The 23,614-nt window shown below is 46.0% G+C and carries 18 protein-coding genes and 1 pseudogene; 11 read left to right on the forward strand and 8 right to left on the reverse strand.

Translation table 11 applies throughout. The features are described 5' to 3' along the window. The first annotated feature begins 612 nt into the window (after positions 1–612). From F905_RS13690 to F905_RS13705, 4 genes are all read left to right on the forward strand, one after another. On the forward strand, positions 613–1,680 hold the full coding sequence (locus F905_RS13690; protein WP_005181845.1) for an RNA-guided endonuclease InsQ/TnpB family protein: 1,068 nt from the start codon (positions 613–615) through the stop codon (positions 1,678–1,680). A gap of 217 nt (positions 1,681–1,897) precedes the next feature. Continuing rightward, a complete protein-coding gene (gene rpsO, locus F905_RS13695; RefSeq protein WP_004637724.1) occupies positions 1,898–2,167 on the forward strand; it encodes a 30S ribosomal protein S15 in 270 nt (89 codons plus the stop codon). Between the two features lie 247 nt (positions 2,168–2,414). After that, on the forward strand, positions 2,415–4,502 hold the full coding sequence (pnp, locus tag F905_RS13700) for a polyribonucleotide nucleotidyltransferase (RefSeq protein WP_171065134.1): 2,088 nt from the start codon (positions 2,415–2,417) through the stop codon (positions 4,500–4,502). A 97-nt stretch (positions 4,503–4,599) separates the two neighbouring features. Continuing rightward, positions 4,600–5,826, forward strand: a complete 1,227-nt coding sequence (locus F905_RS13705; protein ID WP_005181853.1) for a magnesium transporter CorA family protein — start codon at positions 4,600–4,602, stop codon at positions 5,824–5,826. 86 nt (positions 5,827–5,912) lie between these two features. On the opposite strand, the gene F905_RS13710 is transcribed toward F905_RS13705, so the two are convergent. The 6 genes from F905_RS13710 to F905_RS13735 all read right to left on the reverse strand — a co-directional run bounded on the left by F905_RS13710 (position 5,913) and on the right by F905_RS13735 (position 12,914). Next, positions 5,913–6,182 carry an HP1242/YdcH family protein gene (locus F905_RS13710; RefSeq protein WP_034598128.1) on the reverse strand — a complete coding sequence of 90 codons (270 nt, stop codon included), beginning with the start codon at positions 6,180–6,182 and terminating at the stop codon, positions 5,913–5,915. A gap of 76 nt (positions 6,183–6,258) precedes the next feature. Then, a complete protein-coding gene (locus F905_RS13715; protein ID WP_005181858.1) occupies positions 6,259–6,597 on the reverse strand; it encodes a chaperone modulator CbpM in 339 nt (112 codons plus the stop codon). A gap of 403 nt (positions 6,598–7,000) precedes the next feature. After that, on the reverse strand, positions 7,001–7,462 hold the full coding sequence (locus F905_RS13720; RefSeq protein WP_005181860.1) for a DUF2147 domain-containing protein: 462 nt from the start codon (positions 7,460–7,462) through the stop codon (positions 7,001–7,003). A 411-nt stretch (positions 7,463–7,873) separates the two neighbouring features. Next, a complete protein-coding gene (locus tag F905_RS13725) occupies positions 7,874–8,749 on the reverse strand; it encodes an Hsp33 family molecular chaperone HslO (protein ID WP_005181862.1) in 876 nt (291 codons plus the stop codon). A 50-nt stretch (positions 8,750–8,799) separates the two neighbouring features. After that, the gene (locus F905_RS13730) at positions 8,800–10,641 is read right to left on the reverse strand and encodes a monovalent cation:proton antiporter-2 (CPA2) family protein (RefSeq protein WP_005181866.1); all 1,842 of its coding nucleotides are present in this window, start codon (positions 10,639–10,641) and stop codon (positions 8,800–8,802) included. A 50-nt stretch (positions 10,642–10,691) separates the two neighbouring features. After that, complete coding sequence (locus F905_RS13735) at positions 10,692–12,914, reverse strand: primosomal protein N' (protein WP_005181868.1); 2,223 nt, start codon at positions 12,912–12,914, stop codon at positions 10,692–10,694. 151 nt (positions 12,915–13,065) lie between these two features. Here F905_RS13735 and gspF point away from each other — a divergent pair, with 151 nt between their 5' ends. The 3 genes from gspF (at position 13,066) to F905_RS13750 (ending at position 15,497) form a co-directional block, all read left to right on the forward strand. Then, positions 13,066–14,271: a type II secretion system inner membrane protein GspF gene (gspF, locus tag F905_RS13740; RefSeq protein WP_005181870.1), complete on the forward strand. Its 1,206-nt coding sequence runs from the start codon at positions 13,066–13,068 to the stop codon at positions 14,269–14,271. A 51-nt stretch (positions 14,272–14,322) separates the two neighbouring features. Beyond that, entirely contained in the window at positions 14,323–14,760 is a 438-nt protein-coding gene (gene gspG / locus F905_RS13745; protein ID WP_005181871.1) for a type II secretion system major pseudopilin GspG, read from the forward strand. A 401-nt stretch (positions 14,761–15,161) separates the two neighbouring features. Then, the gene (locus F905_RS13750; protein ID WP_005181873.1) at positions 15,162–15,497 is read left to right on the forward strand and encodes a hypothetical protein; all 336 of its coding nucleotides are present in this window, start codon (positions 15,162–15,164) and stop codon (positions 15,495–15,497) included. A gap of 153 nt (positions 15,498–15,650) precedes the next feature. Here F905_RS13750 and lnt read toward each other — a convergent pair whose 3' ends face one another. Together lnt and F905_RS13760 are read right to left on the reverse strand one after the other, a co-directional pair. Next, on the reverse strand, positions 15,651–17,210 hold the full coding sequence (lnt, locus tag F905_RS13755; protein ID WP_005181876.1) for an apolipoprotein N-acyltransferase: 1,560 nt from the start codon (positions 17,208–17,210) through the stop codon (positions 15,651–15,653). Then, on the reverse strand, positions 17,207–18,046 hold the full coding sequence (locus tag F905_RS13760) for an HlyC/CorC family transporter (protein ID WP_005181878.1): 840 nt from the start codon (positions 18,044–18,046) through the stop codon (positions 17,207–17,209). Before F905_RS13760 ends, lnt begins: the two co-directional genes overlap by 4 nt. A gap of 198 nt (positions 18,047–18,244) precedes the next feature. Between F905_RS13760 and tusA the strand changes: the two genes are divergently transcribed. From tusA to F905_RS15550, 4 genes and pseudogenes are all read left to right on the forward strand, one after another. After that, positions 18,245–18,502, forward strand: a complete 258-nt coding sequence (gene tusA, locus F905_RS13765; RefSeq protein ID WP_005181880.1) for a sulfurtransferase TusA — start codon at positions 18,245–18,247, stop codon at positions 18,500–18,502. Between the two features lie 151 nt (positions 18,503–18,653). Continuing rightward, positions 18,654–21,740, forward strand: coding sequence for a type VI secretion system Vgr family protein (locus tag F905_RS13770; RefSeq protein ID WP_005181883.1), 3,087 nt, complete (start codon positions 18,654–18,656; stop codon positions 21,738–21,740). Further along, entirely contained in the window at positions 21,737–23,188 is a 1,452-nt protein-coding gene (locus tag F905_RS13775; RefSeq protein WP_005181886.1) for a hypothetical protein, read from the forward strand. Before F905_RS13770 ends, F905_RS13775 begins: the two co-directional genes overlap by 4 nt. 4 nt (positions 23,189–23,192) lie before the next feature. Next, positions 23,193–23,614 (forward strand): annotated as a pseudogene (locus tag F905_RS15550) (DUF1910 domain-containing protein); the annotation flags it as partial.

Genomic DNA, 23,614 nt, shown 5'->3' on the forward strand with positions numbered 1-23,614 from the left:
GCCTGAGTTTTTGAGAAGATGACTTCACACAAAAGCTCAACACGGAAAGTTGAGGAAAATCGCAAAACCAGAATAAGAAAGTCGAGAGACAGCGAGCTTACATTGAAGTAGGTGAAAAAAAGAGGAAACTTACAGCCGCTAAGCCTTGTAGTTTTGGGAGAGACTACAGGGCTTTTTTATTGGCAGTTCAAAATCAAAAAAATGAAGCGTCATTCATCGACGTAAGCGAAAACGTACAAGGAGAGAGGTAATTATCTGCTTCTTTCCCCAAGGGCTTGTGGCAAAATCTATCACATAAGGAAAGCCAATTAAAACAGGGAATGTTGATTAGAAGAAGGCCAAAGCCTCGCTATACATCACAATAAATAAAATTAGAACAACGAAAAAAGAAGAAACTACAGCGCAAAAAATAGCCCGGGAATTTATTCCCGGGCTATTTTTATTCCATCTTGGCTTATTTGCGTTTGATCATCTTGGGCTTCTACTCGGTGTTTTATCAAATGGAGCGTAAACCTCTGTCTTTCAGGTCAGAGATATAAGCGACACGACATGAAATGTCGTTTAATTGCTAAAAAACAATATTTCAAGCCTAATACGAGCTAATATAAGCCCATGAAAACACTTAAATTACGTATAAAAGACAAACATTGTAAGGTGCTAGACCAATTGGCATCTGAAGTTAATTTTGTCTGGAACTATGTCAATGATTTGTGTTTCAAACACCTACAGCGCAAACAACAATTCTTTTCAGCATACGATATTGCTAAATACACGAAAGGCGCATCAAAGGAATGTAATCTTCATAGCCAAACCATTCAGGCTGTAACAGAAGAATTGGTCACTCGCAGAAAACAGTTCAAAAAATTAAAATTGAGATGGCGTGTCAGTAATAAGAAATCAGCAAGAAGATCACTAGGTTGGATACCCTTTAAAAAGGTCGCTATTAAATACGCCGATGGATACGTTCAGTATGGCAAGCATCAATTCAAGCTATGGGATAGTTACGGACTATCGAAATACAGCATTCAAACAGGCTCATTTGTAGAGGATAGTCGTGGACGTTGGTATGTCTGCTTAGTGGTTGATTCACCCAAACAAGACAAACCTACCGCCACAAAAGCCGTGGGCATTGATCTAGGCTTAAAAGATATTGCTACTTGTTCAGATGGTACGATCATTTCCAATCCCAAGTTTTACCATCAATATGAACAGAAATTAGGGATTGCTCAGAGAGCGAGAAATAAAAAGCGTGTCCGTGCATTACACGCCAAGATTGCAAACTGTCGTAAAGACCATTTGCACAAGGCTAGCACCCAGCTGGTGAAAGACAATGCACTGATTGTCGTTGGTGATCTAAGTGCGAGCAAACTTGTAAAAACTAAAATGGCGAAATCTGTTTTAGATACAGGATTTTCAGCACTCACAACCATGCTCAAGTATAAATGCGAGAACGCAGGGGTCATGTTTGAGGAAGTCAATGAGAGATTCACAACCCAAACCTGTTCGAGCTGCGGTGCAATCACCGCAAGCAGTCCGAAAGGTAGAGCAGATTTGCGAATAAGAGTATGGGAATGTGAATGCGGAAGTGTAAATCAACGCGATTTAAACTCCGCCAAGAACATACTTGCGCTTGGGCATAAGCGTCTAGCAGTAGGAATTACCCTCCTTTCAGGTGGGTGAGGATGTCAAGAATAGAATCAATCCTCCGGGCAGACGCTGCATCATTCATGTGACATCGCATCGGATAATTCATGGCTTTTTCGCGTTGTGTTTTGCAATTTAAGCGGTTTTGTCTTAAAATAATGCACTTGCTGTAGTGATGCACGGCAGTCAGACAGATGCTTGACATCGGTTTGATTTTTATCAAGGTATTTTATAAGCATCTCGGAGAAATCGAATGGCTTTAACAAACGCAGATCGCGCAGAGATCATCGCTAAATTTGCTCGTGCTGAAAACGACACTGGTTCACCAGAAGTTCAAGTAGCTCTTTTAACTGCTCAAATCAATGACTTACAAGGTCACTTCAAAGAGCACAAACACGACCACCATAGCCGTCGCGGTCTGATCCGTATGGTTAACCAACGTCGTAAATTATTAGACTACTTAAACGGTAAAGATCACGGTCGTTATGTTGCGTTGATCGGTGCTTTAGGTTTACGTCGTTAATTCGATTTAGACTTTTATTTTCGGGTTATTGCATGCGTTGCGCTGTATGTCTGAAAACTAAAGTGTACCCGGCGTTGACCGGGTAATTAAGAAGGGGCGATTGTTTCGCTCCTTCTTTGTGTTTAAAAAACCTATATTTCTAGTGAGGTCGGCTTCTAAGCTTTGTCATTTACTTGAACCTGAGTCGTGAATGCCAAACCTTAGGGGTCTCCACTAGAATAAAATCAGGAAACAAAAATACATGTCAATGTTTAATATTATTCGTAAAGAATTCCAATATGGTCAGTACAACGTGGTACTGGAAACCGGTCGTGTTGCACGTCAGGCCAACTCGGTTTTAATCACCATGGGTGGTGTATCGGTACTGGTGGCGGTAGTTGCACAGCCAACAGCAAAAGCCGGTCAGGACTTTTTCCCACTAACCGTAAACTATCAAGAAAAGCAATACGCTGCTGGCCGTATTCCGGGTGGTTATGGCAAACGTGAAGGCCGTGCGTCTGAGGCAGAAACTTTAATTTCACGTCTTATTGATCGTCCAATTCGTCCATTGTTCCCGGAAGGTTATTACAACGAAATCCAGGTAACAGCAACAGTTGTCTCTTCTGACAAAACCATGGAAGCGGATATTGCTGCCATGTTAGGTACTTCAGCAGCACTGGCAATTGCGGGTACACCGTTCCGTGGCCCAATTGGTGCAGCACGTGTGGGTTTAATCAACGGTGAATACATCCTGAACCCGAACCACGAACAGCTGGCACAGTCTGACCTTGACCTCGTGGTTGCAGGTACAGAAGCTGCAGTACTGATGGTTGAATCTGAAGCGAAAGAACTGTCTGAAGACCAGATGCTGGGCGCAGTGTTATTCGGTCATGACGAAATGCAAATTGCGATTCAGGCGATTAATGAATTTGCAGCAGCGGCTGGCGCAACTGAGTCAACCTGGACTGCACCAGAGAAAAATGAAGACCTTCGCGCGAAATTAAAAGAAGCGTTTGAAGCGAAAATCTCTGAAGCCTATACCATTGCAATCAAACAAGACCGTTATGCTGCTTTGGATGCATTGCAAGCAGAGGCGGTTGCGCAGTTCGTACCTGAAGAAGATGTAGATGGCATCGCAGATGACCTGAATGAACTGTTTGAAGATCTGAAATACCGCACTGTACGTGACAACATCCTGTCTGGTAAGCCGCGTATTGATGGTCGTGACACCAAAACTGTACGTGCGTTAGATGTACAGGTGGGCGTTCTTGATCGTGCTCACGGTTCTGCGCTGTTCACCCGTGGTGAAACACAGGCGTTGGTAACAACGACTCTTGGTAACACCCGTGATGCATTAATGGTTGATACCCTGGCTGGAACCAAAACTGACAACTTCATGTTGCACTACAACTTCCCGGCTTACTCGGTTGGTGAAACGGGTCGTGAGTCTGGTCCTAAACGTCGTGAAATCGGTCACGGTCGTCTGGCACGTCGTGGTGTACAAGCGGTTCTTCCAGCTGCTGACCGCTTCCCGTACGTAATCCGTATTGTATCGGACATTACTGAATCGAACGGTTCATCTTCTATGGCGTCTGTATGTGGTGCATCTCTGTCACTGATGGATGCCGGTGTTCCACTAAAAGCACCAGTTGCGGGTATTGCGATGGGTCTGGTCAAAGAAGGCGAGCGTTTCGCAGTGCTTTCTGACATCCTGGGTGACGAAGACCACCTGGGCGACATGGACTTTAAAGTTGCCGGTTCTGCCAACGGTATTACTGCGCTGCAAATGGACATCAAAATCGAAGGGATCACTGAAGAGATCATGGAAGTGGCATTGAACCAGGCTTATACCGGTCGTATGCACATCCTGAACGAAATGAACAAAGTGATTTCACGTGCACGTCCAGAAATTTCAATGCATGCGCCTACCTTCCAGGTCATTACCATCAACCCGGACAAAATCCGTGACGTGATTGGTAAAGGCGGTGCAACCATTCGTCAAATCACTGAAGAAACCAAAGCGGCAATTGATATTGAAGACAACGGTACCGTTCGCGTATTTGGTGAAACCAAAGCAGCTGCACAAGCGGCTATTGCCAAAATTCAGGCTTTAACTGCTGAAGTTGAACCAGGCAAAATCTACGCCGGTAAAGTAATTCGTATTGTTGAATTCGGTGCCTTCGTAAACATCATGCCGGGTACAGATGGTCTGCTGCACATTTCTCAAATTTCAAATGAGCGTGTAGCTAACGTGACTGACGTACTGAAAGAAGGCCAGGAAGTGAAAGTCCAGGTTGCAGATGTCGACAACCGTGGCCGTATCAAGTTAACCATGAAAGACATTGATCAGGCTTAATTTCAGGCCCTGATGAATTGAAAAAGCCCGCTTTATGAAGCGGGCTTTTTTATGGCATGATCGCAAAATAAAATGACAGGAATGTGGATGCACGCGGATGCAACAGTATTATTTTTCCCTCCATGACACCACACAACAGTTATTTCTGCATCGGGGGCCGGCCGCCGAGGCAGAATTTATCTGGCTGGACTATACCCGGGAAGATGTACGCCAGCATCCGGAACAGTGGCAGCAACAGGTACTGCAGCACACCCAGCTGTGGCTGAATGAATATCATCTGCGAGATATTTTAAATCTGGAACATCCCTGTAATTTCGACAGTCTGGAAGATTATGACCTGCTGATTTTCCGCAAACTGATTACTCCGGATGACCAGATTCATAACTTTAATGACGAAGCGCATGAGCATGTGTTTGGCTTAAGCACCACACCGGTCAGTTTTATTCTGACCCCGCAGGTGCTTATTACGGTGAGTGAGCAGGGCAATAAAGCCATCGAAAATTATATTGCCCGTTTAGATACCATTTTAAGCCGGCCGGCTGAAGAGCAGAATAAACCAAAAAAACTGGCGACCTCGCCTCTAGATTTGGCCTTACGTTTACTGAACAGTATGGTCGATGACTATTTAAACCTGCGTCATCCTTTAACCCGCCGGGTCGAGTTTTGGCAGCGTGAGCTGTTGCAGGGCCATCGCCGTTTTAACCAGTGGCATCAGTTGCTACAGGAAAATATGGCATTTCAGCATGTGGAAAATCTGTGTGAAGAACAGATTGATACCTTGCAGGAACTGCGCGATGAAATTGTCGAAAACTATCTGCATTTAAAAGGCAAGAAACGCAGTGAAAAACAGGAAATCATGCTGGTGCGGGTAGATGACTTAAGCAGCCATGTGGCCCGCATCCAGAAACATACCTTGCGTTTAAGAAGTGCCATTCAGGCGGCCATAGACCTGCATTTTTCTGCCATTGCCAACCAGACCAATGAAAATATGCGGATTCTGGCGATTATTACCGCGGTGTTTGCACCCTTAACCCTGTTAACCGGAATTTACGGCATGAATTTCGTGATGATTCCGGGGCTGGATTCACCCTATGCTTTCTGGGTGATGCTTGGCACCATGCTTATTACCACCTTGTTGCTGCTGTATTATTTTTATCGGCGGCATATGGTGGGACGCGGTGAAAAAAGTGTGCTGGACATGCTTTCGCAGCGGCCGGATCGGACCCGGATGGACCTGTTCTGGTTTCTGGATTATGTGCCTGGCAAGCCATTACTGCCGGAAGGTCAGAACACTCTTCGAGATTCTCAGCTTAAACCAAAATAATGCAGCCTTCATTTGCCTGCCCGAAAGAAAGCATCTGCTTTCTTTCGGGCAGCGTGCAGATTTCATCGCACTGCAATAAAAACCGGTTAAGGTGAAGATGAAGGATTTTGCTGGGCCTGCTGCAAAAGCTGATAAATCTGATCTTTCAGTTTTAATTTTTTGCGTTTCAGCGCCTCGATATCATCATTAATCTGATGAACCGGATCAAGCTCGAGCTGGCTGATTTTCCGGTCCAGATGTTCATGATCTTCAAACAGGCGCGCAAAATGTGGGTTGTCTTCGCGCAGTTGTTGCATTAATTCCCGAAACTCCGGGAACATGAGTTTGACCTTTTTGTTGCATTCTTTTGTTTTCATTGCGACCGTCTATTTTCCCAAAAATGAAGAGAGGGAAATACGCAGATTTCCCTGTAGAGAGTAAATGGCGTGGTGCCTAGCTTTGTCTTAAATGCAGATGTTTGACTTCTTTGCGCAAATTTTGCAGTTCATCAATCAGGTCGAGCATCATGGCGACGGCAGAAAAGCTGGCATTAAAATCGCGTTGCAGGCGATAGGCCTGGCGGGCACGAGAGACATCTTCCCCAAAAAACTGGTGAATCCGTTCTTCCGGACGTGAAGGTAGAATGTCATATTCTAAAAGCTGTAATACCCATTCCGGGCTTTGACCACAAGCTTCAGCAAAATGCTCTAAATCAAAAGATACGCGCTCATCTATAATTTCAGCTTGTGGGCGACCAGACTGGGAGTTTTCGCGATATTGGATCGTGGTCATGGCTTACTCCTTTTAGCTTGAACTTGTTAAAACAAGGAAGAGCAGATGCATGGGTTGTTCTATCGCAATTTCGGGTCTATGCGCTGCGCTCTTGTTGTTTTATCTGAAGGATTAATTTTATTTAAAACCATATTTCAGCATTTGGCTGTTTTGTTTGGTATTCCTTTGTGCTTGAAACGTAGCCTTGCTTGCTTTTTCGCCATTTTGCTGGCACCAAGGACGCTCAGCAGGCCTACTTTTGGCTAATCTCCAGTTTAAATAAACTGTTTAAATTTTATTCATTATTCAGGCTTTCGAGAGGGACGGACAGAGGGTAGAGTAACTATATTGTTTCAAATTATGTCCATATCATTAAGATAAAATGAAGGCTTCCGTAGAAGCCTCTTGTAAACTTGTTGAAGAATCAGTATTTAATCCAGGTCACGCTACGACCAATCACGGAAACACCGACATAGCCGCGTAAGGTCAGGCGTTTACCGTTGGCACTTAGGCGTGCCTTGCCTTTATAGACTTTGCCGCCAATCGGGTCAAGTACACTGCCTTGCACAAACTGTAACGGGTTTTTTGGATCCTGCTTAAAGCCCCAGATAAATGGCAAGCCGATAAACGGTTTGTTTTTAAGTTGACCCGGACATTGGTGGCAAATATTCATTTTTTCTGCGCCCGGAATGTTGCGGGTTTCAACAATAATACCTTCATAGGTGCCATCCGGCTTTTTACGGATTTCGACATCGGCACGGGAATAACTGGTACGGTCATCAATTGTTTTCCATTTCCCCACCAATGGATCATTCTCTGCGAAAGATACGCCTGACACTGTTGCCAAAAGCAATCCAGCAACAATCCCTGTAAACCCCTTTTTCATGATTATTATCCCCAACGCCATGCGCGTTATTAAAATTAGAGTAAAGTGCCTAATTCTATAGAAGAAAATACTGTTAAATCAATGAAATAATAAGTGAAAACGATCACAATAAGGCAGTAAACCGCTAAGTGGTTGCAGCTATTACGCACGCTTGAATTCATCAGTCAGGTTATACAGAGAATGTGTGCGTACGCTAGATGAATAAATTGGTACGGTTTGTCGCAACCCCATAGCTTAAAAAAGATGAGTAACAGCTTGAGCGAGATTGATGCTGAGTTCAGCAAAAAGCGTGCGCTATTTGAACCTATATCTGCAGGGTCATAAAGATTGAATAAACGCATAAAACTGAACATAAAAAAGAGACCAAACTGTTCTCCAATTTGATCTCTCGGACATTTTAAATTGTACGGCTTAGCTTAGGTGTTCACCAAACAGGCCGAGTGCTTCCTCTGCAGTAAACTGATAACGTGCATTACAGAACTGGCAATCCATCACAATCGGGTTTTGATGTTCCAAGGTTTCGCGTACTGCATTGGCCCCAATCTGGGTCAGTGCCGTAGCACAGCGTTCTTTGGAACAGGTACAGCCAAATTTAAGATGTTCAACTTCTGGCAGACGTACTTCTTCTTCGTTGTACAGACGGTACAATACTTCCTGAACTTCCAGATCGGTCAGTTCGCTGGTTTTCAGGGTTTCGGTCAGCATGGTCAGACGTGGCCATAAATCTTCATCTACACGTTGCTGTTCTTCTTCGCTATTTCGCGGTAACAGCTGAATCAGCAAGCCGCCAGAACGCTGGTCGTTGCTGGCCAGTACAATACGGGTGGGAATTTGTGCAGATAAATCATAGTATTGCATCAGGCAGCCGGCCAGATTTGGCTTGTCTAAAGGCACAATACCCTGATAACGCTCACCAAATTCCGGTTCAATATTAATAAACAGCACCGGATTGACCAGGGTTTTGAGTACCGTGCTGCTGTCTTCAGCCTGCTGGAAATGTGGATCTGGTTCATAATCTGCCAAAGCACGAATTTCACCCAGATGATTACATTCGGCCATTGCCCATTTAAAGGTGCCGCTGGCCTGAATTTGCAGGCTAATCCGACCTTTAATTTTTAAGGTACTGGCCAGCAAAGCGGTGGCACTGAGCATTTCTCCCAAAAGGACCTGGATGGCAGGCGCATAGTCACGTTGGGCCAAAATGGTTTGCAGGGCTTCTTCAAGATGAACAATCTCACCGCGGACAGGGCTATCTTCAATAAAAAAGCGTTGGCGTAAATCAGACATAAAATTCTCCATAACCCTGCATTAATGGTGATGATATTGTAAATCACAAGTCAGTTTGATTCATTACGTGTTACATCAATATGATGGTTTTGTAGTGAACGCTTTAAATCTACACCGGTCGGGCTTTCCCGGACCTGAGCATCATTCTCGAACAGGTGCTCCAGCTCGGCCAGTGCATTGCGATGAGTTTCATAGATTTTTTGCTCATCGGTATAAATATTCTGCTGCTGGGCCAGTAATTTTTCATCATAACTGCGAAACAATTCGATACTCTTGTAAGCATCTTCTTCAGCAATACCCTGGTCGCGCAGTGCGCAATAGGCCATGCCTAAAGAAGATAAATAGGTTTCGCGCCAGATGTGTTCAACGCCTAAATCCCGCAATAAATGCACATGATGGCGGTCACGGGCACGCACCAGCAGTTTGAGCTGCGGATAATTCAGGCGGATATGCCGGGCCACATTCATCGAGTCTTCAATATCATCAATAGCCAGAATAAAGGTCTTGGCATGTTCAATCCCGGCGGCACGTAAAATATCGGGCTGGGTGGCATCGCCATAATAGACTTTACCGCCATAATTGCGCACAAAATCAACTTTATCCAGGTTGCTGTCAATGGCGGTATAGGGTAGGTGCTGCAAATAGGCCACCCGTGCAATAATCTGCCCAACCCGGCCAAAACCGGCAATAATCAGCGCTGGATGCGCATCGGGAATCTGGTCATATTCCGGCGTCTTGTCCTGATTCAGACGCGGAATCACTTGACTGGTCATGAACCAGTACAGCACCGGGGTTAGCACCATCGACAGGGTCACCATCAGGGTAATCGGCTCTAAAATGGCCTGTGCCACCACTTTTTCTGTTAAGGCAACCTGTAACACCACAAAGGCAAATTCACCGCCTTGCGCCAGACAGGTGGCCAGTAGCAAACTGTTTTGCCAGGAATATTTAAAATACCGGGCAATTGCGGTCAGGGAAATAAATTTCACCAACAGCAGTACTAAGGCGCCGCCGAGAATGAACAGTGGACTGTCGATCAGCAGGGACATCTGAGTGGTCATCCCCACGGTCATGAAAAACAGGCCGAGCAATAGTCCTTTAAACGGTGCAATACTGGCTTCCAGTTCATGTCGGAATTCGGAATCGGCCAGTAGCACCCCGGTCAGGAAGGCGCCAAGCGTGGTGCTAATCCCCAAGACATCCATCAGGCAGACCACGGCCAGCACAATAAACAGGCCGACCGCGGTAATCAGCTCATGCGCGCCGGTTTTGGCAACAAAACGGAAAAACGGGCGCATGAGATAACGGCTAAATAAAAACAGCCCGCTAAAGGTGGCTAAAATCGCGGCGAAATAGGCCAGCCCGTGATGGGTCGATTCAGTACCGGCCAGCAAGGGAATAATTGCAATTAATGGAATGGCGGCGATATCCTGAAATAGCAGAATTGAAAAAGACTGCTGGCCATAACTGCTGTTCAGTTGCTGTTTTTCATTCAAGAGTTGCAGCACAAAGGCGGTTGAGGACAGGGCCAGGGCAAAACCAATAATCAGGCTGGCGGCAATCTGCTGCTGCAAACTGAAAAACACCAGAATCGCCAGTAACAGGCCAGTGACGGCCACCTGCGCGCTGCCCATGACAAAAATCGACTGACGCATTTGCCAGAGCCGCTGGGGTCTGAGTTCCAGACCAATAATGAACATCAGTAAAATGACGCCAAATTCAGCCAGTTCCTGAATGGCTTCCGGGTCGCTGGCGATATTGAACACACTCGGGCCCAATAAAATACCGGTAAACAGATAGCCGAGTACGGTGGTAATCCCAAAACGCTTGAGCAGCGGAACCAGTAATAAAGAGGCACCCAGAAACAGGGTGATTTGCAGCAGTAACGACATCGACAATCCTAGGAGTTATGGTGCCCTCAGGCTGCAGCCAAAGTCAGTGGTTAACTGAATTCCTGAGGGTCTATATCTAAGCTAAGTTTCATATTTGATGGCTTGTGATGCAACATATTTTGCCACCATGCACGTAGATAAAAATGTAAACGGGCGCGATCTTGCGACAACAGCACCAGATGCGCCTGATAGCGGCCGGCCTTGCGTTCCATTGGCGCCGGAATCGGTCCCCAGATATCAATTAACTGTTCAGAATTTTCTCGCAGCCACTGGGCATGTTGCTGTAAAAACTGCTGGTTCTGCTCCTGACTTTTGGATTCGCAGCGAATCAGGGCGGTATAGCGAAACGGGGGCAGCAGGGCGGCCTGACGTTCTTTTAAGGTTTGCCGGGCAAAGGCACGATAATCCTGCTCGACCAGGGTGCTCAGCAGCGGATGATCAGGACGCAGGGTCTGTAAATAGACATCGCCTTTATGTTCACCGCGGCCGGCACGACCGGCCACCTGCACAATCAGCTGCGCAGTCCGCTCTGGCGCCCGGATATCAACACTTAACAGGCCGGCATCAATATCCAAAATCGCCACTAGAGTCACATAAGGAAAATGGTGGCCTTTGGCCAGCATTTGGGTGCCGAGCAGAATCAGCGGCTGGCTGGTTTGAATGCGGTCATAAATTTTTTGCCAGCTGCCGACGCGGCTAGTGGAATCGCGGTCCACCCGCACCACATCGTAATCCGGGAACAGCTGTTGCAGGTTTTCTTCAACCTTGGCTGTGCCCATGCCCAGGGTTTTCAGTTCATTATGCTGGCACTGCGGGCATTGCTCTGGCTTGCGTTGAATGGTGCCACAATGATGACAATGCAGATGGGTATATGGACTATGATGCAGGGTAAAGTTGGCATCACAGTGTGGGCATTGTGCCTGCCAGCCGCAGCTGTCACAGACCAGCACCGGTGCATAACCACGGCGGTTTAAGAAAATCAGCACCTGTTCTTTTTTCTGCAGGCGTTTTTTGATTTCCTGAATCAGCAGCAGGCTTAGACCTTGCTGCTTTTGCGCAACTTTTAAATCAATGATGTGAATTTTCGGCATCAGTGCCGGGCCGGCACGCTGGTTCAGTTCCAGACGGATCATTTTACCCTGTTCCGTTAAGGCATAGCTGTCAATGCTGGGCGTGGCCGAACCGAGAATCACCGGGCAGTGTTCTAAATGAGCACGGTATAAGGCCACATCGCGGGCATGGTAACGAAAGCCTTCCTGCTGTTTAAATGACAGGTCGTGTTCTTCATCCAGAATAATCAGCCCCAGATTGGGCAGCGGGGTATAAATTGCCGAGCGTGTACCAAGAATAATCGAAGCCTTGCCAGTCTGGGCGGCCTGCCAGGCCTGCAGACGTTTGCTGTCATTTAAACCGGAATGCAGCAGCGCAATATGACAGTGAAAACGTGACTGGAAGCGGCTAATGGTTTGAGGAGTCAGGCCAATTTCCGGCACCAGCACCAATACCTGTTTACCCTGTTTTAGCACTTCCTGCATGATCTGCAGATAGACTTCGGTTTTACCACTACCGGTCAGACCATCGAGTAAAAAGGCCTGATAACGATGCTGCGCTTTCAGTACGGTTTCAATGGCCCGTTTCTGGTCACTGTTCGGGGTTAACGGCATTTGCGCCAGCGTCATTGGCACCGGGCTAAAATCCTGCTGCTCCAGATCGCAATAGCAAATCTGCTTTTTTTCCAGCGCTTTTAAGGTTGCAGTTTCAATACCGGCCAGATTCAGGATATTTTCTGAAGTCCCGCTCGGATGCAGCTTCAGGACTTTATAGGCCTCCTGCTGCTTCTCGGAGCGCTTCAGTTTGGCTTCGGCCTGATCATCCAGTAGTTTCCACATTCGTGCCAGTAAATTATACGGGCGTCCCTGACGTAACAGGCTGGGCAGGGCGCTATGCATCACTTCGCCAATCGGAAACTGATAATACTGCGCCGACCATGTCAACAAAGTTAAAACTTTCTGATCTAGAATCGGCTGCTGGTCGAGCAGCTCGCTAATGGCTTTCAGTTTAATCTTGGGGTCAAGCGGATGATCGGGCGGGAGTTTTTCAATAATGATGCCCACCAGATTCTGCCGGCCAAAGGACACCAGCACCCGCGCGCCAACGGCAGCCTGCTGATATTCAGCCGCACTGAGCATATAGTCAAACCCGTCATACAGATAGACCGGAACAGCTACACGAACACGGTAGATGGGGGCGGGATGGACGGGCGAATTTGGCATAACAGCGGGTCTGCTTCCTGATGAAAATGTCGTCGTGCTCGATCTGGAGTTATGATAGAGTGAGCAAATAATTTATATCTCAGAATATGAATGATTTTGGTGGTGAGACGCAACTGCGTTGAATAATTTTTTGGAAAATTAGAGCATTACAATGCCTGCATATCAGTTTACAGCCCTTGATGCATCAGGAAAGCAGCAAAAAGGGGTTTTAGAAGGGGATTCTGCACGGCAGATTCGTCAGCAATTGCGTGACAAGGCCCTTATCCCGATTAGCGTTGATCCGGTAGAACAAAAACAGAAGCATCAGGCCCAGCGCTGGTTCCAGAAAAAAATGACCGCTTATGATCTGGCCTTAATGACCCGGCAGCTGTCGGTACTGGTGGCCGCAGCCATTCCGCTGGAAGAAGCCTTGCGCGCCGTGGCCAAGCAAAGTGAAAAAGTCCATGTGCAGAATTTATTGCTGTCGGTACGCTCCAAGGTTTTAGAAGGATATTCACTGGCCAATGCCTTACAGCAGTCGGGGCATTTTCCGGATTTATATATTGCCACCATTGCCGCCGGGGAACGTTCTGGACATCTGGATTTAATTCTGGACCAGCTGTCGGACTACACCGAAAACCGCTTTGCCATGCAGAAAAAAGTGCAAGGCGCGATGATTTATCCAATTATTTTAATGCTGATGTCCTTTGCCATTGTGATGGGGCTGATGACCTATGTGGTGCCGGATATTGTCAAAACCTTTGATCAGGACAAAGGCGCCTTGCCGTGGATTACCGTGGCGTTAATGCAAGCCAGTGATTTTATCCGTCTGGCCTGGCCCTTTTTGCTGGTCGGGACGATTCTGGGCATCTTCCTGTTGGTCCGCTTTTTAAAAACCTCGGCCGGCCATTATGCATTTGATCGTTTAACCCTCAAACTGCCACTATTTGGTAAACTGTCACGTGGTATAAACGCAGCACGTTTTGCCAGCACCCTGTCGATTCTGACCCAGTCCGGTGTACCATTGGTTGATGCCTTAAAAATTGGCGCTGCGGTCAGCAGTAACTGGGTGATCCGCGATTCGGTTAATCTGGCGGCCGAGAAAGTCACCGAAGGGGGGAACTTGGGCACCCAGCTGGAGCGCAGTGGTTATTTCCCGCCGATGATGGTACAAATGATTAAAAGTGGTGAAGCATCGGGTGAGCTCGACCGGATGCTGGAGCGCGCATCGACCATGCAGGATCGGGAGGTGACCACGCTCATCTCGACCTTACTGGCGCTGCTGGAGCCCTTAATGCTGGTGCTGATGGCCAGTATTGTGCTGGTGATTGTGATTGCGGTGATGCTGCCTATTGTCAATATGAATAATATGATTTAAATCGAGACCCATTGAAGATAACAAATGATGAAAGATTCAAGAGAGAACCTGATGCAACGGAAATCCTATTCGAATAAACAGGCCGGTTTTACCCTCATTGAAGTAATGGTGGTGATTGTCATTTTAGGCGTGCTGGCGGCGCTAATTGTCCCGAACGTGATGGGCCGTGGTGAAAAAGCCAAAGTCGATACCACCGCAATTACCTTAAAAGGTGTGGCCGGCGCGCTGGATCAATACAAGCTGGACAATGGCCGTTATCCATCCATGCAGGATGGCGGTTTAGATGCGCTGGTCAATCAGCCCGCGTCAGCTAAAAACTGGTTGCCGGGTGGTTATGTCAAAGGCGGTTATCCAAAAGACAGCTGGGACAATGACATTCAATATGTAATTCCAGGCTCTGAAGGTCGCGCTTTTGACCTGTATTCTTTTGGTGCAGATGGTCAGCAGGGCGGTGAAGGCACCGATGCCGATATTTATTATCAGCCTTAAGCCGGCTTGATTATAAATGCCGTGATGGAATATATCACTTCACCTGATTGGACTATTCAATTAAAGGTGAAGTGATAATAGCTCTTAATGGCTTTGTTGCACAAAGATTTCATAACTATATGATTTTAAAAGTTTTGATTATTTTTTGATCCAAAATTAAATTTATTTAAATCAGATGCTTACATATTTATGCAACAAAACCGCTCTTAATTATAAAAAATATACTAATATCTTGATAAATATAGATTTAAGATAATCTTCCAGATTTGAGATTCATAATAAGAATTATTCCCAACAGTACTGATTACAATAATCCCGGGAATGTGGAGCAATATCATCTATTTATTTCATTAAAACCGTTCATAATAAGTCAAAAGGCACATATTTGTCTGGAGGATGGTATGAAAGCATTAATCTTGTCGGATGAAATTAACCAGTTTCACTGGACGATGCTGAAGTCTGTTCTGCTGATTTTAAGCCTGCTTCCCTTGAGTCAGGGCTTTTTGCATCTCTGGCAAAGCACCGAAGGCAGCAGCCAGATTATGGTCGGTTTCTTCGCCCTGAGCCTGATGAGCTCGTGCTTGCTCTTAAGTTTCTTGTCGGCGCTACAAGCCACTATTTTAAAACTAGAACCAGAACAGGCCTCTTGCTTTGAGCAGGCAGTGGTAAAAGTCTATCGTTATTTGCCGATGCTCTCTCTGGCGGCGATGCTGTCCTATCTGGTGACCCAGCTTTAAATATAGACAAAATAAAAAAAACCGAGGCATGCACCTCGGTTTTTTATTACGCCTCCCTTTTACAAAGGGTGAGAAGCACTGCTTCGCAAGGGAGGGATTTATAAAGTTAATCCCCTTAACCCCCCTTTGATAAAGGGGGACTTCATAGGCGAATTATCTTCTCGACTTAAAGCTGACATCGACCTTACGTGGACGATAGATCCAGCCCAAAATCAGCAACAGGAAGGAGAAGATCAGCACCGGCCAATCACTAAGGCGGGTATACAAGGTCTGGCCCTGCATTGCCGGTAACTCACCGCGCAGCACTGCTTCCTGATCAATTGGAGCCTGCTGCACAATATGGCCCTGATGGTCAATAAAGGCGGTCACACCGGTATTGGTGGCCCGAATAAACCAGCGGCCATTTTCTTTGGCACGCATCTGCACCATCTGTAAATGCTGCCACGGGCCGGCTGTACCGGTAAACCAGGCATCATTGGACACAGTCACCAGAAAATCACTCTGGCTGGCATTACGACGGGTCAGATTCGGATAGGCCACTTCATAACAGATGGCTGCACCCAACGGCGAGTTATGAATCATCAGCGGTTTTTGCTCTTTGGCACCGCGCGAAAAACCACTCATGGATGGATCATTCTGCAAGGCCGGCAAGACCCAGCTTAACAGGCCGGATAAAGGAATATATTCACCAAATGGCACCAGGCGCTGTTTCTTGTATAAGCCTTCTGAATCTGTACCGGTGGCCATAATACTGTTGTAGTACATCGGCTGGCCATTTTGCTGCGATTCAGGCAGGTCCCAATACGGAATACCGGTGACCCAGGCACTTCCCGATTTTTCCGCCTCGGTTTTCATGGCGGCTAAAAACGGTTCGATATCGGTCTGGAACATTGGAATGGAAGATTCTGGCCAGACAATCAGGTCGCGGCCCCATTCGGTGCGGGTCAGTTCGCTGTAGATTAACAGGGTTTTCAGTTGATATTCGGTCAGCCATTTCAGGTCTTGTGGAATATTGCCCTGAATCAAGGACACGGACAGCGGCGGTTCATCTTTCTCGCTGACAAAACTGAGCTGGGAAGCACCCCAAGCACCGGCCAGGAGCAGCAATGACGGCACCAGCCAGAAGATGCGTTTATTCAGAATTTCCACCAGCGCACAGGCCAGAATAATGGCCACAAACGACACCCCGAACACCCCGAATAAAGGCGCATAGCTGTCCAGAAAACGCTCGGTAAAGGCATAGCCGACAAATAGCCACGGGAAACCGGTAAATACCCAGGTTTTGGCCCATTCAAAGAACACCCACAGCGGCGCAAAAGTTAGCGGCGTTTCCGGGAAGAAGCGGCGATACAGCCAGGTTTGAATGGCGGTAAACAGCCCCATGGCCAAGGCCATAATCGCAATCATCAGCACGCTTAAAATGGCCGGGGTATCTCCATAGACATGAATGGAGGTATATAGCCAGAAGGCACCGACAAACCACAGGCCAATACCGTAGGCCCAGCCAATAAAAAAGGCCTGTTTGGCAGAGCGCTGACGTAAAACTGCATAAAGCAAGGCCGGAGACAGCAGGGCAATCCACCAGTAATAATACGGTGCCAGGGCAAAACTGAAAATGGCACCTGCGATTAAGGCAATCAGCAGGGGATAAACTAGCGGGAGCTGTTTGTGTTGTTGGGATGAATCTAACAGCTTGGTGAAATAAGTCCTCATTGACGTACAGCTCGAATCAGATGAATAGTGCGTGCATCTGCTTCAAGAATCTTAAACTGCCAATCCCCAATTTCAATAATTTGACCTTGCAGATCACTCACCAATCCAATTTCCTGAAGCAGTAAACCGCCGACAGTTTCTACTTCATCGTCAGAAAAATCAGCATCTAAAACATTGTTAAAGTGTTCAATTGGTGTAAGTGCCTGTACCAGCCAGGTGTTGGCGGTCTGCGGATCATGATCGGGCACAATGTATTGTGCTTCGGCATCGGCCTGATCATGCTCATCTTCAATTTCACCAACAATTTCTTCCAGAATATCTTCTAGGGTTACCAGTCCTGAAGTGCTGCCATATTCATCAATTACAATGGCAATATGGGTCTGGGTATTTTTCAGCATACGCAGGACCTGATCGGAACGCGCACTTTCTGGCACAAACAGTGGCTGACGCATCAGTGCCCGGATATCGACCTTCGGCGTTGGTTCGGTCAGAAAGGGTAACAAGTCTTTGGCCAGCAGAATCCCCACTACATTGTCAGGCTGGTCTGAAGAGAAGACCGGAAAGCGTGAATGGGCCGACTCGACCAGTACATGCAGAATATCCAGCAGCTCATCATCTTCCTGCAAGCTGATCATGGAAGTGCGCGGGGTCATAACCTCACGGATTTTGGTGGCCGGCAAATCCAGCACACCTTCCAGCATTGCCACAGTATCGGGTTCTAAAAAACGACGTGAATCTTGTACTAATTTTAGCAATTCATCGCGGGTTTCCGGTGCAGTACCTAACCATTTACGTAAGCCACGCATACCCCACGATGGGCCTGATTCCTCGTGCATGATCCTTCCTAAAGACTCGTTGTATCTAAAAAACTTGATTTAATCATACCGCAGAAAATACAGTTGTCTATTGTTTATCGACTTTCGCTGAAACAATGAATTTGATGATTTATCAGGCGGATAAAGCCAGCTTGCGGCATCAGTGGTTTTGCTGGCTTTGTGTTAGAATAGAAAAATTGTATCTCGCCGAGTTTTATTATGTCTGATTCATCCATTACCCCTGCCATTCAGCTAAATACGCGTGGTCTGCGTTGCCCTGAACCAGTGATGATGTTGCATCAAGCCATTCGTAAATCTAAATCGGGCGATGTGGTGGAGATTTTTGCCACCGACAATTCTACTTCGTGGGATATTCCAAAATTCTGTATGCATTTGGGCCATGAGCTGCTGTTACAGGAAGAAGTGCTGGATGCTGCCGGTAATAAAGAATTTCATTATCTGGTCAAAAAAGGCTAGGCCATCCTCCGACAATGCCGCGGTTTTAAAGGCTATGCTTTTTATCGGATAGTTACATATTGATAAACAAGCGGCCGGGTTGAAGCGATGTTTTATGTGGTTATTTTGTATAAAATAGCCACACTTTTTTTTAGCTATTTATTACAGAACAATGATGCCAAGCAATATATTTGCAGCACTAGAAAAATTAGGCCTCAGCCCACAAAAACGTGCCCTCCATATTCAATTTTCTCAGCCTGCCTTAAATGCCGATGTTTTTTTACAGCGCATCGACGGTGAACACCAGCTCAATCAGGGTCTACATGCCGAACTGATCTGTCTCTCCACCAATGCCCAGATTCCGTTAAAACAGTTTATCGGCGCGCAGGTTGCCGTCGATCAGGTCACCGACCAGGGCCAGCTGTTTCGCAGCAGCGGTATTATCACCGCAGCCGCGCAAGGCCAGAGTGATGGCTCACTCACCCTCTATAAACTCACGCTAGAAGATCCGACTGCACTCTGGCATAAACGCCGTAACAGCCGCGTGTTTATGAATAAAAGCGTGCGTGAGGTCAGCGAAATTCTATTTAAAGAATGGCAAAACAAAAGCCCGCTCTTTGCCGCTAGCCTGACCCTGGACTTAACTGGACTGACCCAGGAACTGGATGTGCGTCCTTTTATCATGCAGTCCAATGAAACCGACTATGACTTTTTGACCCGGCTCTGGCGCAGTGAAGGCATTAACTGGCTGATTGATGAAGCCCAGTTACAGGTCTTACATTCCAGTAGCCCGATTCAGGCCCAGAAACTACGTCTGATTGATGACAACAGCCAGTACAGTGCCTTAAACCGCCGCAGCATTCGTTTTCATCGCTCCAGTGCCACCGAACAATTAGATAGCATCACCCAGTTGATTGCCCAGCGCAGCCTGCAACCGACTGCCGTACATCTGCAACGCTGGCAGTCAGATAGCCTGAGCCAGGAAGAAGGTGCCGGTTCAGTGCAAAGCAAACACCAGCACAGCCATAATCAGGACAATGCCAGCTTGAGCCTGGAACAAGCCTGGCAGATCAGCCCGGCCTGGATGCAGGATTTAAATGGCGAAGACCAGGCCACCGCATCCTCTAATAACCAGCTGGACAAACTGAACCAGAACCTCAGTCACTACCACGACCTGCAATCCAAATACTTTAGTGCGCATTCCACCGTCCGTGATGCCCAGGTCGGCTACTGGTTTGAACTGAATGAACACCCGGAAATTGACCAGCACAGTGCAGCCGACAAAGAATTCTTAATCACCGGCAAACAGTTCTATAACCAGAACAACTTACCTAAAGACCTCAATCAGCAGATCAACCAGCTACTCAGCCAGAGCCACTGGCATAGCCATATTAATGTTAAACACGAACAACACCCGGATGAACGTCAAGGCAATACCTTAGCCCTGCAACGCCGCAATATCCGCACCGTCCCGGAATACCATCCACTACAGCACCGACCGGCGGTTCATCCACAGCGCGCCCGGGTAGTCGGTCCTGCTGGCGAAAGCATCCATGTCGATGAATGGGGACGGATTAAAGTCCGTTTCCTGTTTACCCGCAGTGATGACCATCAGCATGATGGCGGGGCCGGCAGTAATGACAATGACACCGATTCCGCCTGGGTCGATGTACTGACGCCTTGGGCCGGAGAAGGCTACGGGGCACGTTTCCTGCCACGGATTAATGAAATTGTGGTGATCGACTTCTTTGACGGTAACATCGATCGGCCATTTGTCGTGGGGCGTCTACATGAAGCAGAACGCTCGCCAACCCAATTCGACCAACAAGGCCAACTACCCGACACCAAAAAACTCAGCGGGATCCGCTCACAGGAAATTGAAGGCAGTGGCTTTAACCAGCTGCGTTTTGATGATACTCCGAAGCAGATTTCTGCCCAGCTGCAAAGCAGCCATGGTGCGACCCAACTGAACCTGGGGAACTTAAGTCATCCCAAAGCCAGCGCCGAAAGTGATGGTCGGGGTGAAGGTTTTGAACTCAGAACTGATCAGTGGGGTGCAGTACGAGCGGGAGAAGGCATACTCATCTCCACCTACAAACAAGAACAAGCCGAAGGCAATCATCTTGATACCAGTGAGGCCAAATCCCAGATTGAAGGCTCACTGAACAATGCCCAAGCTTTAAGTGAAGTGGCCAAAAACCAACAAACTGATCCACTGAGCTTACTCGAAAACCTACAGGGCTACCTCAAGAACTTAGAGAGTGAAGACCAAAGCAAAGCCGCGGCTTTCAAACAAGCGATCATGCTCTTGGCTTCACCAAGTTCAATTGCCCTAGAAAGTAACGAAGACATCCACCTCAGTGCAGATGGGCAGATCAACCAGATTGCACAAGGAAGCATTAACACCAGCACGCAAGACAGCATCATCGGACATGCCAGCAAAAAGATCAGTTTATTTGCAGCGCAAGAAGGGGCACGACTCTATGCAGGCAAAGGCAAGATCGAGATTCAAGCTCAAGGGGATGGTGCTGATCTGATTGCTAGAAAGGGTGTGCAGATTATTTCGACGGAGGCAAATGTCGATATCACCAGTGCGAAAGAAATCGTACTGACCGCAGGCGGTTCGCAACTAAAAATAAATGCTTCGGGGATTTTTCCTACGACTGGCGGTAAGTTTGAGGTTAAAGCAGGGCAGCATCAGTTTGTGAATGGAAAGAATGTATCAGCAAAATTTCCAGCTTTACCTACCTTTAAATTATTACCTAATAAAGTGGAATTAAAATACATTTATGATGACTTAAAACCTGTTGCACAAGCTCCATTTAAATTGATTTTTGCTGATGGTTCTTCTCAAGAAGGAGTACTAGATGCCGAAGGTTATGCCAAAGTCACTATTCCTAGTGATAAAACTCAACCTAAAGTCTACTATGGCTTTAGTAGTGTTGAGGCGAAACCAGATAGAGAAAAAGTTGATAATCCTTTCAAAGATCAAAAAGTGATGAGTGTTACTGAAGCAGAGCAGTTAATTGAAAAATATAATCAACAGGAACTTGATGCATTATTAGATGAATATTTCCCTGATGAAATTGAAGAGATGCTCACGTCAAATAATATCGAATACGACGATCATGTAAGCGATTATGAAGAACAATTAATACCACAACAAAATGATGTAGACGATGCAATAGCAGATGATTTAGAAGAAATTTTACTTACAGATGATTCTACTTCTAGATTAGAGCTAGGAGATAAACAATGAATACTGCCGTAGCCAAGGGTTCAACGCAAGCTGTGAGAATAACAGCTAAAGGGGAAGAATCGGCGGCTCAATGGATTAAAGGTGTACTTGATGGTAGTGGCTCCAGTCCTGCTCAAATTATTGTTGCAGTTGTGATAGGTTGTATACCCTTTGTTGGTCAAGGCGTTGATGTCGGGAATGTGATTGTCTCAGTCGTTAAAATATCAGAAAAGCCAGATAATAAAGAGAATTGGTTTGATTTGGTATTTAATCTTGTTGCATTTGTTCCAATTGCTGGTGATGGATTAAAAATTGTTTTTAAACAATTGCGTTCAGGTAAAGCTATGGGAGCTATTTTGGATGCAATACCAAGCAAAACATTACGTGGTGATGTAGATAAATGGTTTAGAACCTTAAATTGGAATACATACACAAGAGAGCTGCAAACAACTAGTAATAAAATTATTGATGGTTTAATTGGCGTCTTTGATAGTTGGATGACACGAGCTGTTCTCGGCAATGCTAAGTTAAAAACATTAGTAACTCAGCTTCAGCAAATGAAGAAAGTTGCCAATCAAAAAATTGATATGGTTATGAAAGAAATGCAAGCAGCCCATAAAAAGGCACTAGTAACTCCTTATCCTAACACTACAGCTAGAGCTCCAATTACGACTCGAACACCGACAACAACCAGTAGACCAAATCAAAATCCAGCCCCACGAACTCAGCAAAATGGCAATGTATCAAGAAATACTGGAGGAAATAATGTAAGCCTAGGTCGTCAAAATACTTCAACACGACGTCAACAATTACAGCGAAAAAGAAGATCGAATCAAGAACTTGGTTCAGGTGGTGAGCACATTACGGATTATTACTATGTAAAACGCATGAAAAGTCGCTCTAAAATTAATAATAATGGCGTGCTGTACGAATATCACGATACGGGTCATAACGGACTTGATCATGTATGGCATAGTGCTCGACTAGCACATAAGTATCGTATTACAGACAGTAAAGCGACCAATGCACTGAGTCATCGAACACTGATGACACCAAAGGCAGTCATGATGGCATTGAAAATGGGTCTCGATGTTTATATGGCATCAGACCAAGATGATAAAGTGAAACGCTCCGTTGGAACAACGGTGAGTGATGGGGTGCAAATGTCACATTTATGGATTGCTAATAAGATAAAAAGCTCAAAAATTATTGAGTTACATGAAGAAAAATTGATTTTACAAATAGAAGCATGGCGACGTGTTAACTTTAAACCAAGTACAGAAAGAAAAATTGGAAAAACCGTTGCAATACGTTGTCCTTATGATAGAAGCCTAGTTACGATTACAGGCGATAAATTTGACCATCATGAAAAATGTAAAGGTTTAAATAAACCCAAGTGCACACGGACAGTGACTGCGCATGGGATTAAATTAGAATTTGTTTTACCCAATGAGATGTTGGAGAGATAAAAGAATGTCGATACAAGTAAATGATAAAGATATAGATTGGCACAGTTGGTTAAATTTAGAAGTAAAAGATTCAAAAAAATATAGAGATAACTTTCTTGAATCAAAAATGTATCATAAACGATTTGACATTTTAGTGAATGGTATATATTCCGTTACAGACGGTTTCAATAAGTATAAAAATGATTCTAAATTTGGCGGATATATCGCAGCTGGTCATCAACGCTTACAAGATGCTTTAAACTTAATATCTTTACAATATTCCGCGGGTGGAGATTTAAATTTTATAAAAGAACTTTATCCATATCTTCTTCATTGGACAGAAGAATATGCTGAAACGAGTCATCTTTATAATTTAAGCCCAGATGCAGGTGGACGTTATGTCTGGCATATTTCTTTAGGAACTGAAGATTATTGGTATATTGCTTT

Origin of the sequence: Acinetobacter sp. CIP 53.82 (assembly GCF_000369465.1) — a bacterium.
In the GTDB taxonomy this organism is placed as follows: Bacteria; Pseudomonadota; Gammaproteobacteria; order Pseudomonadales; family Moraxellaceae; genus Acinetobacter; species Acinetobacter indicus.

What these genes read in the sequence shown, in the direction of transcription:
- F905_RS13690 (WP_005181845.1), top strand. Translation starts at nt 613, where the DNA reads ATGAAAACACTTAAATTACGTATAAAAGACAAACATTGTAAGGTGCTA.
- rpsO (WP_004637724.1), top strand. Translation starts at nt 1,898, where the DNA reads ATGGCTTTAACAAACGCAGATCGCGCAGAGATCATCGCTAAATTTGCT.
- pnp (WP_171065134.1), top strand. Translation starts at nt 2,415, where the DNA reads ATGTTTAATATTATTCGTAAAGAATTCCAATATGGTCAGTACAACGTG.
- F905_RS13705 (WP_005181853.1), top strand. Translation starts at nt 4,600, where the DNA reads ATGCAACAGTATTATTTTTCCCTCCATGACACCACACAACAGTTATTT.
- F905_RS13710 (WP_034598128.1), bottom strand. Translation starts at nt 6,182, where the DNA reads ATGAAAACAAAAGAATGCAACAAAAAGGTCAAACTCATGTTCCCGGAG.
- F905_RS13715 (WP_005181858.1), bottom strand. Translation starts at nt 6,597, where the DNA reads ATGACCACGATCCAATATCGCGAAAACTCCCAGTCTGGTCGCCCACAA.
- F905_RS13720 (WP_005181860.1), bottom strand. Translation starts at nt 7,462, where the DNA reads ATGAAAAAGGGGTTTACAGGGATTGTTGCTGGATTGCTTTTGGCAACA.
- F905_RS13725 (WP_005181862.1), bottom strand. Translation starts at nt 8,749, where the DNA reads ATGTCTGATTTACGCCAACGCTTTTTTATTGAAGATAGCCCTGTCCGC.
- F905_RS13730 (WP_005181866.1), bottom strand. Translation starts at nt 10,641, where the DNA reads ATGTCGTTACTGCTGCAAATCACCCTGTTTCTGGGTGCCTCTTTATTA.
- F905_RS13735 (WP_005181868.1), bottom strand. Translation starts at nt 12,914, where the DNA reads ATGCCAAATTCGCCCGTCCATCCCGCCCCCATCTACCGTGTTCGTGTA.
- gspF (WP_005181870.1), top strand. Translation starts at nt 13,066, where the DNA reads ATGCCTGCATATCAGTTTACAGCCCTTGATGCATCAGGAAAGCAGCAA.
- gspG (WP_005181871.1), top strand. Translation starts at nt 14,323, where the DNA reads ATGCAACGGAAATCCTATTCGAATAAACAGGCCGGTTTTACCCTCATT.
- F905_RS13750 (WP_005181873.1), top strand. Translation starts at nt 15,162, where the DNA reads ATGAAAGCATTAATCTTGTCGGATGAAATTAACCAGTTTCACTGGACG.
- lnt (WP_005181876.1), bottom strand. Translation starts at nt 17,210, where the DNA reads ATGAGGACTTATTTCACCAAGCTGTTAGATTCATCCCAACAACACAAA.
- F905_RS13760 (WP_005181878.1), bottom strand. Translation starts at nt 18,046, where the DNA reads ATGCACGAGGAATCAGGCCCATCGTGGGGTATGCGTGGCTTACGTAAA.
- tusA (WP_005181880.1), top strand. Translation starts at nt 18,245, where the DNA reads ATGTCTGATTCATCCATTACCCCTGCCATTCAGCTAAATACGCGTGGT.
- F905_RS13770 (WP_005181883.1), top strand. Translation starts at nt 18,654, where the DNA reads ATGATGCCAAGCAATATATTTGCAGCACTAGAAAAATTAGGCCTCAGC.
- F905_RS13775 (WP_005181886.1), top strand. Translation starts at nt 21,737, where the DNA reads ATGAATACTGCCGTAGCCAAGGGTTCAACGCAAGCTGTGAGAATAACA.